Below are 16,377 nucleotides of genomic sequence, written 5' to 3'. Positions count from 1 at the left end.
AAGACCGATGACCAACCCGATTTCCACCCAGCGCGACGGCGAAGTGCTCGTCGTCATCTCGAACAACCCGCCGGTCAATGCGCTCGGCCAGGCGGTGCGCGCAGGCCTGAAAGAAGCGATCGAAGCGGGGTTGGCAGACGACAGCGTGGAAGCGATCGTGATCCGCTGCGACGGACGCACCTTCTTCGCCGGTGCCGACATCACCGAGTTCGGCAAGCCCCCGGTTGGCCCGAGCCTGCCCGAAGTGCTCGACGCGATGGAAGCGGGCGATAAGCCGGTCGTCGCGGCGATCCACGGTACTGCGCTCGGCGGCGGGTGCGAAGTCGCCCTCGCGTGCCACTATCGCGTGGCCGTGCCGAGCGCGAAGATGGGCCTTCCCGAAGTCAAGCTGGGGCTGATCCCCGGCGCTGGAGGCACCCAGCGCCTGCCGCGCGTGATCGGCGCCGAAGCCGCGCTACCGATGGTCGCTATCGGCAACCCGATCCCCGCAAGGAAGGCGCAAGCGATCGGGCTGGTCGACGAGATCGTGAGCGAGGAAAGCCTTGCCGCCGACGCGATTGTGTTTGCACGCAGCAAGATCGGCCAGCCGGTCCCTCGCTCGTCGGAAGGGACGGCCAACCAGGACGGGGTCAAGAACCCAGACATCTTCGATCAGTTCCGGGCCAAGAACGGGCGCAAGATGCGCGGGTTCGATGCGCCGAACGCCGCGATCGAGGCAGTGAAGCTGGCTGGCGAGATGCCGTTCGCCGAAGGGGTGAAGAAGGAACGCGAGATGTTCCTGAAACTCGTCACGGGCACGCAAAGCGCAGCCATGCGGCACTACTTCTTCGCCGAGCGCGCCGCGAACAAGATCGACGACATTCCCGCCGACACTCCGCTGATCCCGATCAAGAAGGTCGGTGTGATCGGTGCCGGTACGATGGGCGGCGGGATCACGATGAACTTCCTCAGCGCCGGGATCCCGGTGACCATCCTCGAGATGCAGCAGGACGCGCTCGATCGCGGCACTGGCGTGATGCGCAAGAATTACGAAAATACCGCCAAGCGTGGTCGCATGACGATGGAGCAGGTCGACCAGGCGATGGGGCTGCTGACGCCGACGCTTTCGTATGACGACCTTGCCGATTGCGACCTGGTGATCGAGGCGGTCTATGAGAACATGGACGTCAAGAAAGAGGTGTTCGCCAAGCTCGACAGCGTCGTGAAGCAGGGCGCGATCCTCGCGTCGAACACCAGCTACCTCAACGTCGACGAGATTGCGCTGGCGACGAAGCGTCCCGGATATGTCCTCGGGCTACACTTCTTCTCGCCAGCCAACGTCATGAAATTGCTCGAGATCGTGCGCGGCGAGAAGACTCGCGACGATGTCCTCGCCACGTGCATGAAGCTCGCCAAGACGATCGGCAAGATTGCGGCGGTCAGCGGCGTGTGCCCGGGCTTTATCGGCAATCGCATGCTCAGCCCGCGCCAGCAGCAGGCCAATGCGCTGATCATGGAAGGCGCGAACTACTGGGACGTCGACGACGTGCTGCTCGACTTCGGTTTCCCGATGGGCCCGTTCCAGATGGCCGACCTCGCGGGTATCGATATCGGCTGGCATCGCGACCCGACCAAGGTGACCACTGTACGCGAAGCGCTGTGCGCCGCGGGCCGCTTCGGCCAGAAGAACGGCAAGGGCTTCTACGATTACGATGCGGCTCGCAACCGCACGCCGTCCGACGATGTTAAGGCGATCATCGCCGACTTCGCCGCCAAGGAAGGCACCGCGCAGCGCGAAATCTCGAAAGACGAGATCCGCGAGCGGCTGCTGTATCCGATGGTCAACGAAGGCGCGAAGATCCTCGAGGAGAAGATGGCCCAGCGTGCGAGCGACATCGATGTTGTGTGGATCAACGGCTACGGCTGGCCGCTCTACACCGGCGGGCCGATGTTCTGGGCCGACACCATCGGGCTCGATACGATCGTTGCCGGGCTCGAGAAGTACGGCTTGCCGGTGTGCGACTACCTGCGCGGAAAGGCCGAACGGGGCGAGAAGTTCAACAGCCAATAGCAAAAGCTGAGCATTGATCATGTTTTGATCGACTGGTAGCCTTCGGGTTGGCGGGCGGCGAGTCGCGCCGTCCGACCGAACGAGAGGAGCCGAGCCCCGTGTCCAGCCATACCGATCGCAAGCGAGCGACGCTCAGCCTCTACGAAACCTACGCCAATGCGCTTGCGCCGGAGCGGCTCCCGGCGGCGTTCGTCGATCTCGACCGGGTCGATGCCAACATCGCCGGGCTGGTCTCGCGCGCAAAGGGCATGCCGATCCGGCTGGTGTCGAAGTCGATCCGCTGCACCGCCATGCTTCGCTACGTGCTCGCCAACGATGCGTTTCGCGGGTTGCTGTGCTTCTCCCCCTCCGAAGCGGCGTGGCTTGCCAATCTCGGCTTCGAAGACATCGTCGTCGCCTATCCGTCGGTCGAACCGAGCGATCTGGCGCTGGTGGCCGAGCAAGTGGCGATGGGCCGTGCGATCACCCTGATGGTCGACGACACCGGGCAATTGCCATTCATCGCGCAAGCGGCGGAAGCGGCCGGAACGGTCATCCCGCTAGCGATCGACCTCGACGTCAGCTCGCAGTTTCCCAAGCAGTATTTCGGAGTCTTCCGCTCGCCCATAAAGTCCGCCGACGCTGCAGTTGCACTGGCCGATGCGATCGCTGCCAACCCCCATCTCCGGCTCGACGGGCTGATGGGCTACGAAGGGCAGATCGCCGGGCTGATGGATGCCGTGCCGGGCAATACCGTGCGCAACAACCTGATCCGGGCGATGAAGAAGCGCTCGATCGCCGAAGTCGCGCAGCGGCGCGGCGCGGTGGTGGACGCCTTGCGCGCGGCGGGGCACGAACTGCGCTTCGTCAATGGTGGCGGCACCGGTAGTTTCGAAAGCACCGGAGCCGATCCCAGCGTCACCGAACTCGCGGCGGGGTCGGGCATCTATGCTCCGACGACATTCGATCACTTCCGCAATTTCAAACTCGAACCGGCAGCCGGGTTCGCGCTCCCCGTGGTGCGCCGCCCGAAAGCCGGGATGGTGACTTGCGCCGGGGGCGGTTACGTCGCTTCAGGCCCCTACGGCCCCGACCGCCTGCCGCAGCCGTGGCTGCCCGAGGGTTGCTCGCTGGTCCGCGACGAAGGCTCCGGCGAGGTCCAGACCCCGGTCGTACTGCCACAGGGAACCGACCTGCCCATCGGTGCAATGGTGATATTCCGTCACGCGAAGGCAGGCGAACTGTGCGAGCGATTTTCCACCCTGGCACTGATCCGCAACGGCCAGGTCGTCGACCGCGTGCCGACCTATCGCGGCGATAGCCAGTGCTTCATGTGAGGCTGCGACGATGACCGCATGGCACAACTGGTCGGGCAGCGTCTCGGCCGCCCCTGGCCGCATTGCCGAACCACGCGACGAAGCCGAGCTCGCGCAGATCGTTGCCGAATCCGCAAAAGTGCGCGTCACCGGTGCAGGACACTCGTTCATGCCGCTGTGCGAGACCGATGGCACCTTGCTGCGGCTCGACCGGATGGAAGGCGCGATCAAGGTCGAACCCGATCGCCAGTCGGCCTGGATCCCGGCAGGGATGAGCATCGCCAAGGCAACCGAGCAACTGTGGGACATGGGCCTCTCGCTCGCCAACCAGGGCGATGTGAACCCGCAGTCTATCGCCGGCGCGGTCGGCACCGGCACGCACGGCACCGGGATCACGCTCGGCAGCCTGTCGTCGCAAGTCACCGGGATGCGGCTGGTCAAGCCCAACGGTGAAGTTACGACCTGCGACGCGGACGCCCGGCCGGACCTGTTCAACGCCGCGCGACTATCGCTCGGCATGGTCGGGGTGGCGAGCGCAGTGCGGATGAAAGTCCTGCCCGCCTACCACCTGTCGGAAAAGATCGAGAAGAAGTCGCTCGGCGAAGTTTTGGAGGCGTGGGACGAACTGGTAGCGGCGCATCGCCACATCGAATTCTGGGTGTTTCCGTGGGCGGACAAGGTGTTGCTCAAGACGCTCGACCTCGCCGAGCCCGATGGCCCTTATGTCCACCGCCCAGACGTCGACGAGACCGCCTTCCGCGTCGCCTGCAATATCGCAAAGGCATTGCCGTTCGCGATTCCGGTGCTGCAAAAAGCGATGACGCTGGCAGTGAGTGACGAGCCGCCGCGCACCGGGCCCGCGTGGCGCATCTTCCCGCAGGACCGCACCGTGCGGTTCGAAGAGATGGAGTACGAGATCCCCTACGCCAACGGGATCGACGCGCTCAAGGCAGCGATCGCCCACGTCCGCAAGCACCGCCTGCCGTTTGCGTTCCCGTTCGAATTCCGTACGGTTGCGGGCGACGACATCTGGCTCAGCCCGTTCCATGCCGGGCCGTGCATTTCGCTCAGCGTGCACCAGTACGCGCCGATGGCATGGCAGCATATCTTCGCCGAGCTCGAAGCCGTTCTGCGCGACCACGGCGCTCGACCGCACTGGGGCAAGCGGCACACGCTGGGGCCGGACGACGTCCACGCGCTCTATCCCGACGCCGCCAGGTTCCTCGCGGTCCGGCAGCAGGTCGATCCGGCTGGCAAGTTCGTCAACGCCAGTTGCGCGCGCGTGTTCGGCATCGACACGCCCGGCGCCTGAAGCCGATGACCAATGCCATCGCCCCCCGGCGCAAGCCGCAGCAGGACCGCAGCCGCAAACGGGTGGAAGCGATCCTCGAAGCGGCCGAGCGGTTGCTTGTCACCAGCAATCCGGACGATCTTTCGATGCGTGAGATCGCCCGCCAGGCCGATGTTCCGATCGCGTCGATCTACCAGTATTTCCCCTCCAAGGCAGTGATCCTGCGTCATCTCGTCGAGCGCAACCAGGATCGGGTGCGGAGGATGCTTGTCGGGGAACTGGAACGGGCGCTGGCGGAGCGGGAAGGCGCGCACGACATCGCTCCGGTGGTGGACCGGCTCGTGGCGGCGTTCTTCGCGCATTACGAAGGTCACCCTGAAGCGATCGCGGTGTGGGCCGGGGCACAGGCCGACGACGACTTGCGCGCGCTCGACGTCGCCGACAACCGCCGGCTGGCCGATTTGCTCGCGCCCTATGTCGCGCAACTGGCTGGCGGGCTCGACCGGCACACCGCGCTCGCGGTCGCCATGCTGGTGGTCGAGATCAGCGGCCACGTCGCGCGGCTGGCCTTGGCGCAGGAACGCCGCTTGCGCGACGACCTGCAACGCCAGTTTGCCTTGATGGTGACGGCGCTGGTCGAGCGCCACGCAGGCGGTTAGGCCGCGCCGGAGAGCCTCACGCTCGCGCCGTCGCCACGATTCCGGCATCGATCAGCTTGCCGATCGCGCCAGACGACAGCGCCAGCCGCTCGGCCAGCACTTCCTCGCTATGCTGCCCCAGCAGCGGCGCGGGGAGCGGGTCGCCAGCCTCACGGCCCGGGATATTGGCGAAACTGCGGGTCGCCGGATACGCGAACCCGCTCGGGTTTTTCGGTGACGGACCGAACAGCGGATTGTTGGTCACGAGGTCCGGATCGGTCGAAGCTTCGTACATCGTCCGGTAACGCTCGAAGGTTGCGCCAGCAGCCGCCAGCCGCTCGGCAATCGCCGCATAGTCGAGCGCGCCCGCCGCGCCCTGCACGATCGCGAACAGCGCGTCGCGGTGCACGAAGCGGTTGTGGTCCGAATGGGGGAACTCGACCCCCGTCTCGCGTTCCAGCGCAGCGATCGGCTCGGCGATATCGAACGCCTCGACCATTGCGTGCCATTGCTTGGTGGTCAGCACAGCGACCATGAACCGCTTGCCGTCCTTGCTGATGAAGTCGCGGCCCAGCGCGCCCCAGATCGCGTTGCCGAGCCGCGGACGATCGCCGCCGCGATAGAGCATTTCGGCGAGCGAGCCGGAGTTGCCGAGCGTGCCCATCCCGACGTCGCCCAATGGCACGCGAACTTCGCTGCCCTCCCCGGTCATCGTCCGGTGATGGATCGCCGCCATCATCGCGAACGCGCAATACGCCCCGGTAATGAAATCCCACGCCGGCAGCACCTGGTTGACCGGGGGCGCGGTTTCCTGGTCCCACTCGGCCGGCCCGGTCATCAGCGGGTATCCGCTGGCCGCGTTGACGGTGAAATCCATCGCCTGGCGACCGTCATGCCAACCCATGATCCGCACCGAGACCATGTCTGGCCGCCCTTCGCTCATCGCCGCATGGCTGAGGAAGCTCTGTTCGGGAAGGTTGGTGATCGCTTGACCCGTCTTGCGGGTGAGCTCGAGCAGCAGCTCGCGCCCTTCGCCGCTGCGCAGGTCGAGCGCGACCGACTTCTTCGCCCGGTTGAGGTTCTCCCATGCGAGCGACCAGCCCTCCTTGGTGAGCATGTATCGGTCGTAGTCGAGCCCGCCGGCCTTGTGGTCGACGCGGATGACTTCCGCGCCCATTTGCGCACAATAGAGGCCCGCGGTGGGCGACGCGACGAAGCTCGACACCTCGATGATCGAGAGGTCGCTGAGCAATTGGTACATTGGCTCAGGCCTGCGCCGCGAAGTCGCGCAGCATGTGCTTGGCGATCTGCAGCTGGAGGATCTGCGTGGTGCCTTCGTAGATGCGGTAAATGCGCGCATCGCGGAAGAACCGCTCGGCGTCGTATTCCGCAAGGTATCCCGCGCCGCCGTATATCTGCACCACCCGGTCGACCACCCGGCCACACATCTCGGAAGCGAAGACCTTGAACGCGGCCGCCTTGCGCAGGATGTTCTCGCCGCGATCGGCGCGCGCGGTCACATCGGCCATCATCGCTTCGGCGGCATAGATCTCGGTCTCGCTTTCGGCGAGCATCTGCTGGATCAGCTGGAAATTGGCGATCGGCTCGCCGAACGCCTTGCGCTCGGTCGCGTAGCGCAGCGCGGAATCGAGCGCGCGGCGGGCGTAGCCGGTGCTCGCCGCACCGACCGAGATGCGCCCGTTGTCGAGGCTCTTCATCGCGAACACGAAGCCCTTGCCGGTCTCGCCGCCGAGCAGCGCCTCGCCCGGCACGTGGACGTCGTCGAGCATGATATCGGCGATGTGGCTGCCCGACTGGCCCATCTTGTGATCGGGCGACCCGACCGACACGCCGGGCGTATCCATCGGCACGATAAACGCGGATACGTGCGCGTTCTTGGGCAGGTTCTCCTTCTCGGTGCGAGCCATGATCAGGCCGACCGAAGCGTGCGGCGCGTTGGTGATATAGCGCTTGGTGCCGTTGAGGATCCAGCCGTTGCCGCTGGGATCGGGCTTCGCGGTGGTCGCCATCGCGGCGCTGTCACTGCCCGAGCCCGGCTCGGTCAGCCCGAAACAGGCGATTTCGCCCGCCGCGATGCGCGGCCACCACTCGGCCTGCTGCGCCTCGGTCCCGCCGTTCTTGATCGCCGAGTTGAACATCCCGACGTTGATCGAGAAGATCGAGCGATAGGCCGGCGCGGCATAGGCCATCGTCTTCACCACGCGGGCATATTGCGAGACATTGAGGCCCGCGCCGCCGAATTCTTCCGGCACGGTCAGCCCGAACAGGCCCATGTCCTTCATCTCGGTTACGATCTCGTCGGGGATGCGATCGTTGGCGATCACGTCCTTTTCCGCCGGGATCAGCCGCTCGCGGACATAGCGCTCAAGCTGGTCGATGAACTGCTCGAACAGCTCGGGGTCCATACCGGGGTTGCTTTGCGCAGCGCTCATCGATCGATTCCTCTCTCCGGCCCGTTCGGCCTGTCATTCGGTGCAAAGACCGATCAGTTGCGCGATGCCACGCATAACGGCGCCGTCAACCCCTTCGCAGGCAATCGGGCGAAAGCAAATTTTGCGATGGCAGCAGTTGGACATCGCTGCACTGGCGCGGCAATAGGCGATCCAACAAGCCTAGAGTGGAGTCGCACATTGCCTAAATCGATCGTTCGCAGCCTCGTGCTGCCCTTCCTGCTGGCTGGATGCGCCTCCATGCCGGCCCAGCAGGCAGTCGCCCCCGCCCCGGCACCTGCGCCCCAACAAGGCCAGCAGATTTCCAGCACGGCGCTCGATACCACGGCGGTCGAAGGCAATCCGGATGACTGGCGCACCGCCAAACCGGTCACCGCCCCCAAGGCGATGGTCGTTTCCGCCCAGCACCTTGCGACGCAGGTCGGCGTGAACATCCTCAAGCAAGGCGGCAACGCAGTCGATGCCGCGGTCGCAGTCGGCTATGCGCTGGCAGTGGTCCACCCGTGTTGCGGCAACATCGGTGGAGGCGGGTTCATGACCCTGCACCTGGCCGACGGGCGCAACCTGTTCCTCGATTTTCGCGAGCGCGCGCCGCTCGCCGCGACCGCCACGATCTTCCAGGACGCCAACGGCAATGTGGTACGCGGACGCAGCATCAACACTTATCTCGGCGTCGGCACCCCCGGCACCGTGATGGGCCTCGATACGGCGCTGGCGAAATTCGGGACGATGCCGCTCTCCAAGGTCATCGCCCCGGCGATCGAGCTGGCTGAAAAGGGCTTCGTCCTGACCAAAGGCGATGTTGCGATCATGGACCGGCGGGCGGACGATTTCGCCAAGTATCCCAACGTCGCGGCGATCTTCCTCAACCACGGCCAGCGATACAAAGTCGGCGACCGACTGGTGCAGCCGCAACTTGCCGCCACGCTCAAGCTGATCGCCAACGGCGGCACCGACGCGTTCTACAAGGGGTCGATCGCGCAGCGCGTGGTTGCCGCCAGCAAGGCCAATGGCGGGCTGTTCAAGATGGAGGACTTTGCCGACTACACGGTCGGGTGGGAAAAGCCGGTCCAGTGCGACTATCGCGGCTACACCGTCGTATCGGCCCCGCCGCCGAGCTCGGGCGGGACGACAGTGTGCGAGATCCTGCAAGTGCTGTCGGGCTATCCGATGGGCAAGCTGGGGTACGCCTCGGTCGAGGGTTCGCATTACCTGATCGAGGCTGAGCGCCATGCCTTCGCCGATCGCAACACCGACTTGGGCGACCCGGCGTTCATCGACAACCCGGTGGCGCAGCTGATTTCACCGCAGCACGCGGCGCTGATCCGCGCCGAGATCCAGCCCGACAAGGCGACCCCATCGAGCGAGGTCAAAGGGCTCTCCGGACCGGTCGAAGGCACCCACACCACCCACTTCTCGATCGTCGACGCCCAGCGCAACGCGGTCAGCGTGACCTACACGCTCAACTACCTGTTCGGGATCGGCCAGATCGCGGGCGACACCGGGTTCTTCCTCAACAACGAGATGGACGACTTCACCTCCAAGCCCGGCGTGCCCAACGGCTTCGGGCTGGTGCAAGGCAAGGCCAATGCCGTCGCGCCGGGCAAGCGGCCGCTCAGCTCGATGTCGCCTACGATCGTGCTCAAGGACGGCAAGCCCTACATTGTGACCGGCAGCCCGGGCGGCGCGACGATCATCTCGACCACGATGGAAAGCATCATCAACGTGATCGATTTCGGCATGAATATGCAGCAATCGGTCAACGCACCGCGCATCCACCACCAGTGGCTGCCGGATAACGTGATGGTCGAACCCGGCTACCTGACCGACAAGACCCGCACAGCGCTTGAGGCGATGGGTTACAAGTTCCACGACGTGAGCGCGTGGGGCGCCGACGAAGCGATCCGCATCGATCCCGTGACCGGGATGCTCGAAGGCGCCAACGACCGGCGCAGACCGGCAGGGCTGGCCGCCGGATACTAGTCCGAACGGGGCTAGTTCCCCTTCACAGTGAACGTGTTGTTGCCGCGATCCTTGTCCGGCAGCTTGTGATCGGGGTCGACCGTGGCGCTGGTCACGGTCTTGCCGGACGCGATCGTCACGCTGGTCGTATCGTTCCTGATCCAGCTGTCGGCCGGCAGGCGATAGTCGGTGTGCGTACCGTCGGTGAAATCGACCCGCAGCGTAGCGGGCAACACCAGCTTGTCGTGGCTGCCGACCACGATCTGCGTGCCCTTGGCCGCATCGCCATCGACCGGGGCGATCGAATCGACGCCCAGGTCAAGCGTCCAGTTGTGCGCGAACCAGCCGCGCCAGAAATACGACAGGTCCTCTCCCGCCCCGCTTTCCATCGCGCGGAAGAAATCCGCCGGCTTGGGATGCTTGAACGCCCATGCGGCGATGTAGCGGCGGAACGCCGGATCGAAACGCTTGGGGCCGAGGATCTGCTCGCGCAGCAGCACCATGCCGAGCGCAGTCTTGAAGTACGTCACCGGGTGGCGATACTTCTCGACGATCGTATCCGCCCGGCTCAGGATCGGCGGAGCGTCGGGATCCTCGATGATCGGCAGGATCTCGTCGACCGGGTTGCCACCGCCGGGCGCATATTCGGCATCGCGCTTGGGTGCGAATTCGCCGTGGTTGAAATCTTCCGATTCGTAGACGTCGATGAAGGTGTTGAAGCCTTCATCCATCCACGCGTTGCGCCGCTCGTTGGAGCCGACGATCATCGGGAACCAGCTGTGGCCAAGTTCGTGCGCGGTCAGCCAGAACAGCGACTTGTTCGACGTGGCAGCACCATCGAACGCGAGACCCGGGTATTCCATCCCGCTCTGCACGCCGCCGACGTTGACCGCGACGGGCCAGGGGAACGGATACCAGCGGCGCGAGAAGTTCTCGATCGTATCCTTGAGGTATTCGGTCGAGCGCGCCCAGCCGTCCGGCCCAGCCGCTTCGGGCGGATAGACCGACATCGCCAGCGCCGACTTTCCGCCCGGCAGGTTGATCCGCGCCGCGTCCCAGGCGTAGTCCGCCGAGGCCGAAAACGCGACATCGCGGGTGTGCGCCATGTGGAAGTGCCAGGTCAGCGTGCCGCCCTGTTTGGGTCGAGACGACGGCTCGCTCACTTCACCGGGTGTGCGGATCATCACGGTGGCATCGCTGGTCCGCGCCTTGGCCAGTCGTGCACGCTGGGTGGCGGTGAGCACCTCCTGCGGATTGACCAGCTCGCCCGCTCCGGCAACTATCATGTTGCTCGGCACGGTCACGAAGTAATCGAAATTGCCGTATTCGAGGTAGAATTCCTGCGCCAGGTAGGGTGCGGTGTCCCATCCGCGGATGTCGTCGTAGACAGCCATGCGCGGATGCCATTGCGCAAGGTCATAGAACGTGCCGCCCTTGGCGGTGCCCCAACCCATCCGGCCGCCCCACTTGCCCGGCAGGTCGAAGTGCCACACGATCCGCAGCTTTGTTTGCGTGCCGTGGCCATCGAGCAGCTGCGGCAGGGTCACCCGCATACGTGTGTCGCTGACCAGGAACGGCGCGGAAACGAACTTGCCGCCAACTTCGATCTCGACCGAATCGATCACGAACCCATCGGTCGAAGCAGGGCGCGCGCGCCCTCCGGCATAAGTGCCGCGGCTGTCCGCGCGATAGACGTTCTGGTCGAGCTGGAGCCACAGGTTGGCCAGCTGGTCTGGACTGTTGTTGGTGTAGGTGATCACTTCCGACCCGGCCAGCGACGGAGCCTTGGTATCGGGATCGAGCGTCGCGTGTATCGTGTAATCGGCTTCGTTCTGCCAGTAGCCGGGCCCCGGCAATCCGTTCGACGAACGATAGACGTTGACCGCCTGGTGCATGTCGAACGGCGCAAACGCCGCGCGCGGATCGTATTGCGCCATCGCCGGGGCCGCGAGACCGGCAACCAGAGCCAAAGTAACGATCGCGCGGATCGCACAGACGCAGCGTATCGTTCTGGAGAACATCGGACCTCTTTCGGGAACTGGGGACGGAACGCGCTTTGAAATGGCGAACGACCCGCCACCGGATTGCATTCTTAATGCGGTGAGGCTGGGTTTGGCCAGCCCCGTTCCCTTTCCCGTCAAAGGAATTTTCTTTGCTCGCGCCGCGCAACTGCGCTCTGGCGATTTCTTCGGAGAGGCGCTTATATGGTGCGATAAGCTGTGCCGGGCGCACGGGATGGCAGCGCATCGAACAAGGGCCCCGGCCAAAGGTCGGTGGCTGCAATAAGCGGTTTGACAGTGGAGCAGGAAATGAGCGTAGAACACACGGCGCATGACAGCATCGTTGCCCGTCCCGCAGCAGCAGCCGAAGGGACCAACTGCACCCTCGCCGAATACCAAGCTCTCTATGCCCGCTCGATTGACGATCCCGATGGCTTCTGGGCTGAGCAGGCAAAGCGTCTCGACTGGGTAAAGGCGCCCACGAAGATCGGGGACTGGAGCTACGACCCGGTTTCGATCAAGTGGTTCGAGGACGGGGTGCTCAACATCTGCCACAACGCCCTCGACCGCCACGTCGCCGCGGGACATGGCGAACGCGCCGCGCTGATCTTCGAACCCGACAGCCCCGATGGCGAAGTTCGCACGATCTCTTATGCCGAGCTGCAGGAAGCGGTAGCGACGATGGCCAATACGCTGAAAAAGCTCGGTGTAGCCAAGGGCGATCGCGTCACGATCTACATGCCGATGATCCCCGAAGGCGCGATGGCGATGCTCGCGTGCGCGCGGATCGGCGCGATCCATTCGGTGGTGTTCGGCGGATTCAGCCCCGATGCGATCGCCGGACGGGTGGAAGATTGCCAGAGCGACTGGATCCTCACCGCCGACGAGGGCTTGCGCGGTTCGAAGAAGGTGCCGCTCAAGACCAACGTCGATGCGGCGTGCGCCAAAGTGCCGGTCAAAGGGGTGCTGGTGTTCCGCCACACCGGCGGCGAGGTGTCGATGACCGAAGGGCGCGACCACTGGTATCACGAATTCTCGCAAGGCGTCGGCAGCGATTGCCCATGCGAACCGATGAACGCGGAAGACCCATTGTTCATCCTCTACACCTCGGGTTCGACCGGCAAACCCAAGGGCGTGCTGCACACCTGCGGAGGGTACGCAGTGTGGACCGAGACCACCTTCCGCTATGTGTTCGACTATCGCCCCGGCGAAGTGTTCTGGTGCACCGCCGATATCGGCTGGGTCACCGGGCACAGCTATATCGTCTACGGTCCGCTGCAGAACGGCGCGACCGCGCTGATGTTCGAAAGTGTGCCGAACTACCCTGACCACGACCGGTTCTGGCAGGTGTGCGACAAGCACAAGGTCAACGTGTTCTACACCGCGCCGACCGCGATCCGCGCACTGATGCGCGAAGGCCCCGATTACGTGACCCGGCACGACCTTTCATCGCTGCGGCTGCTGGGCAGCGTGGGCGAGCCGATCAACCCGGAAGCCTGGCGCTGGTATCATGACACTGTGGGCAAGGGCGTGCTGCCAATCATCGACACCTGGTGGCAGACCGAAACCGGCGGCGTGATGATCACCACCCTGCCCGGCGCGCACGACATGAAGCCGGGCAGCGCGGGCAAGCCGTTCTTCGGGGTTTGCCCCCAGCTGGTCGATGGCGACGGTAAGGTCCTCGAAGGAGCGGCCGAAGGCAACTTGTGCATCACCCGCAGCTGGCCAGGGCAGGCGCGCACCGTCTACGGCGACCACGACCGGTTCGTGCAGACCTATTTCAGCACCTACGAGGGCAAGTACTTCACCGGAGACGGGTGTCGCCGCGATGCCGACGGATACTACTGGATTACAGGCCGGGTCGATGACGTGATCAACGTCTCTGGCCACCGCATGGGCACCGCCGAAGTCGAAAGCGCCCTGGTGCTGCACCCCAAGGTGTCCGAAGCGGCGGTCGTCGGCTTCCCGCACGACATCAAGGGACAGGGCATCTACTGCTACGTCACGCTGATGGAAGGCGAGGAGGGCAGCGACGAGCTCGCCGCAGAGCTGCGCCAATGGGTGCGCAAGGAAATCGGCCCGATCGCAACCCCCGACCACATCCACTTCACGCCTGCCCTGCCCAAGACACGCTCGGGCAAGATCATGCGCCGGATCCTGCGCAAGATCGCCGAGAACGACTTTGGGTCGCTGGGCGACACCTCGACGCTGGCCGATCCAAGCCTGGTCGACGGGCTGATCGAGGGACGGCTGAACCGCTAGGTCAAATGGAGCGCGCCTCGCCCTCGATTCCGCGCGCGATCAGTAACAGACCCAGCGCAATCAGCAGGTGATAGCCGTGCCATGCTACGTCCGCACCCAACATGGGATTGCGGCGGACCAGCAGCATATCGACCAGCAGGATTGCAAAACCGAGCGGCACGAACCACTGCTGCTTCCGGCGGGCGGCGCGCCAGGTGCCCAACAACACGCCAGCGGTTATCGCCCCGACCACCAGTGGAGCCATGAGTAACGGCGCGAAACGATGGATCACTGTCGCCGTTACAACGGCTGCGGCGAAGGCTCCTGCTGCACGCCCCGTCGTCGAGTCGATAGATAGACACCCGACGAGCGCCGCTGATCCGGCAAGACCGAGAACCTGCGAAGCGGTTGTATGAAGCGCGGCGAAACTCTCGACCTCCCCGCTACCGAAACGGATCACGCCAATCGCCGCCGCGAGAGAAAACCCCGCCATGCCCAGCGCCGCGAGGCGGTGGCCGTGCGGCCATAGACGGATGGCACCCCAGGCTCCCGCCGCCAGCACGGCGGCATCGCTAAACGCGTAGTGCATGGGCATCAGGTTCGGCTCAACCCGTTGCCCGGTTCAACGAGCGGTCCGAGCAGCCCGGCTTCGCGCTTGATATCCTCGGAGGTCTGGCGCGATCCGTCGTGACTCCAGCCCGGCGGGGCGAAGATATAGCACAAGCGCTGCCACAGGCTGATCCCGCGCTGGCTCGCATCACGCGCGATGCCGACATATTCGTGCGTCAGGATCGTCACCGGGTTGAGCGTCTCGAGGTTCTTGACGAGCCCGAAATCGACCGGCTCTCCGCGGTCCTCCGCGACGAAAGTTCCGAACATGCGGTCCCAGATGATCAATGTCCCGGCGTAGTTGGCGTCGAGGTACTTCGCATTGCGACCGTGGTGGACGCGGTGATGGCTCGGCGTGTTGAAGATAAACTCGATCCATCGCGGCAGTCGATCGATCGACTGGGTGTGGAGGAAGAACTGGTAGGTCGCATTGAGCACCCCGCAGAACACCACCAGGTATGGATCGAACCCGATCAGGACCAATGGGACCTTGAGCATCATCGTGCCCGTAAAATGCTTCATCCACGACTGGCGCAGCGCAATCGGGAGGTTGAAGTTGGTGCTGGAATGGTGGGTGACATGCATTGCCCACCCCCAGCGCACGCGGTGCGCGATTCGGTGGTGGAGGTAGAACCGCAGGTCGTCGAAGACGAAGCACAGCGCGAATGCCGCCCAGGTGTTGGGTATCTTGGCAATCGCGAAAGGCTGTGCGGCGAACAGGGCACCCCAGGTGATGAACGCGAACGCTGCATTGGCCGGGTTGCTTGCCAACCCGAGGAAGATCGAGACCAGCGAATCCTTGAGCGGCACCGCGCCGCGGGCCTTGAAAAACCGGATCGCCGCCAGCTCCAGTACGGCAGCCGCCGCGAACGCTCCGAGCATGATCGGCACCATGTTCACTCCAATCAGTTCATCAACGTGCATCGCGGCTCTCTCCTTCAGACCGCTGGCTACCGTCACAGAATTCAATTCTGAATTGAATAATTAGGCTATATTATGTAGTTTTTGGAACATGGAACTGAACCTCACCCGCTTGCGACGTTTCCTCTCGGTCTATCGCAACGAAAGCTTCTCGCCGGCGGCGGAGGATCTGGCGATGACTCATTCGGCGCTGACCAAGTCGATCCAGGCACTCGAGACAGAGATCGGAACGGCGCTGTTCGAACGATCGACCCGGCAGGTCGTCGCGACCGAAGCCGGCCACCGTCTCGCCGCGAAAGCGCAGGAGCTGCTGGCATTTTCCGACCAGGTTCGCGAGGAAACACTGTCGCACCATCCTCATCTGCGCCTGATCGCCGGCCCGGCAGTGATCGACGGGCCGCTCGCCCCTGCTTTGGTTGCTTTGCAGCGATCGCAGCCCGAAGCCCGGGTGACGGTCGAAACGATGCCGCCCGACGTTGCCACGGTCCGACTGCTCCGGCGCGAGGTCCACGCACTGTTCTATCACTCGATGACAGTAGCCAGCCTTCCATCGCGCGGCCAACTCAAGGTCCGGGAAATTATTGACGAGCCCTATGTCGTCGCGCTCCGGAGCGATCACCCGGCTTACCGCCACGGCGGATCGATGGACGACCTGCTGCAATATCGCTGGGCCGTGCCCGGCTTCGATCGGCTGTACCAGTCAGCGATGGCACCGGATCGGGAGGAAGCATTTCGTAAGGCAGGGTTCCCCCACTACCGCGTGCTCAATACCGCAGCGTGCCTTTCGCTTGCCGCAGACGGCGATGCGATCACACTGGTGCCTAGATCATTCGCGCTAGGCGAGGCGCTAGCGAGCGGTCTTGTAACCATGCCGATCTCCCACGCACCGCGTTATGCGG

12 protein-coding genes (1 of these 12 only partly in view) are annotated in these 16,377 nt (G+C 64.4%); 7 read left to right on the top strand and 5 right to left on the bottom strand.

Annotated features, from left to right (window positions below):
* Positions 1 to 7: 7 nt before the first annotated feature.
* From CJO11_RS10860 to CJO11_RS10845, 4 genes are all read left to right on the top strand, one after another.
* Positions 8 to 2,050, top strand: a complete 2,043-nt coding sequence (locus tag CJO11_RS10860) for a 3-hydroxyacyl-CoA dehydrogenase NAD-binding domain-containing protein (RefSeq protein WP_095012721.1) — start codon at positions 8 to 10, stop codon at positions 2,048 to 2,050.
* A gap of 98 nt (positions 2,051 to 2,148) precedes the next feature.
* A complete protein-coding gene (locus tag CJO11_RS10855; RefSeq protein WP_095013368.1) occupies positions 2,149 to 3,366 on the top strand; it encodes an amino acid deaminase/aldolase in 1,218 nt (405 codons plus the stop codon).
* Between the two features lie 10 nt (positions 3,367 to 3,376).
* The gene (locus CJO11_RS10850; RefSeq protein WP_095012720.1) at positions 3,377 to 4,657 is read left to right on the top strand and encodes a D-arabinono-1,4-lactone oxidase; all 1,281 of its coding nucleotides are present in this window, start codon (positions 3,377 to 3,379) and stop codon (positions 4,655 to 4,657) included.
* A 5-nt stretch (positions 4,658 to 4,662) separates the two neighbouring features.
* On the top strand, positions 4,663 to 5,295 hold the full coding sequence (locus tag CJO11_RS10845; RefSeq protein WP_095012719.1) for a TetR/AcrR family transcriptional regulator: 633 nt from the start codon (positions 4,663 to 4,665) through the stop codon (positions 5,293 to 5,295).
* A gap of 16 nt (positions 5,296 to 5,311) precedes the next feature.
* On the opposite strand, the gene CJO11_RS10840 is transcribed toward CJO11_RS10845, so the two are convergent.
* Positions 5,312 to 6,535 (bottom strand): CoA transferase, encoded by a 1,224-nt coding sequence (locus CJO11_RS10840; RefSeq protein WP_095012718.1) that lies wholly within the window; start codon positions 6,533 to 6,535, stop codon positions 5,312 to 5,314.
* Between the two features lie 4 nt (positions 6,536 to 6,539).
* Complete coding sequence (locus CJO11_RS10835; protein ID WP_240504471.1) at positions 6,540 to 7,727, bottom strand: acyl-CoA dehydrogenase family protein; 1,188 nt, start codon at positions 7,725 to 7,727, stop codon at positions 6,540 to 6,542.
* Positions 7,728 to 7,985: 258 nt separating this feature from the next.
* Here CJO11_RS10835 and ggt point away from each other — a divergent pair, with 258 nt between their 5' ends.
* Positions 7,986 to 9,728 (top strand): gamma-glutamyltransferase, encoded by a 1,743-nt coding sequence (gene ggt, locus CJO11_RS10830; RefSeq protein ID WP_095013366.1) that lies wholly within the window; start codon positions 7,986 to 7,988, stop codon positions 9,726 to 9,728.
* Between the two features lie 11 nt (positions 9,729 to 9,739).
* Here ggt and CJO11_RS10825 read toward each other — a convergent pair whose 3' ends face one another.
* Positions 9,740 to 11,728 carry a M1 family metallopeptidase gene (locus CJO11_RS10825; RefSeq protein WP_169829186.1) on the bottom strand — a complete coding sequence of 663 codons (1,989 nt, stop codon included), beginning with the start codon at positions 11,726 to 11,728 and terminating at the stop codon, positions 9,740 to 9,742.
* Positions 11,729 to 12,016: 288 nt separating this feature from the next.
* Between CJO11_RS10825 and acs the strand changes: the two genes are divergently transcribed.
* Positions 12,017 to 13,969, top strand: a complete 1,953-nt coding sequence (gene acs, locus CJO11_RS10820; RefSeq protein WP_095012716.1) for an acetate--CoA ligase — start codon at positions 12,017 to 12,019, stop codon at positions 13,967 to 13,969.
* 1 nt (position 13,970) lies between these two features.
* Here acs and CJO11_RS10815 read toward each other — a convergent pair whose 3' ends face one another.
* Positions 13,971 to 14,543, bottom strand: coding sequence for a hypothetical protein (locus CJO11_RS10815; RefSeq protein ID WP_095012715.1), 573 nt, complete (start codon positions 14,541 to 14,543; stop codon positions 13,971 to 13,973).
* Positions 14,543 to 15,481 (bottom strand): sterol desaturase family protein, encoded by a 939-nt coding sequence (locus CJO11_RS10810; RefSeq protein WP_205651066.1) that lies wholly within the window; start codon positions 15,479 to 15,481, stop codon positions 14,543 to 14,545. Before CJO11_RS10810 ends, CJO11_RS10815 begins: the two co-directional genes overlap by 1 nt.
* An 88-nt stretch (positions 15,482 to 15,569) precedes the next feature.
* On the opposite strand from CJO11_RS10810, the gene CJO11_RS10805 reads away from it, so the two are divergent.
* Positions 15,570 to 16,377, top strand: the 5' portion of a protein-coding gene (locus tag CJO11_RS10805) for a LysR family transcriptional regulator (protein ID WP_095012713.1). 77 nt of this gene lie beyond the right edge of the window; only the first 808 of its 885 coding nucleotides appear in the window; its start codon is at positions 15,570 to 15,572; its stop codon lies beyond the right edge, outside the window.

This window comes from Tsuneonella mangrovi (assembly GCF_002269345.1).
GTDB classification, from domain to species: Bacteria; Pseudomonadota; Alphaproteobacteria; order Sphingomonadales; family Sphingomonadaceae; genus Tsuneonella; species Tsuneonella mangrovi.
This window is presented reverse-complemented; position numbering and strand designations above follow the sequence as displayed.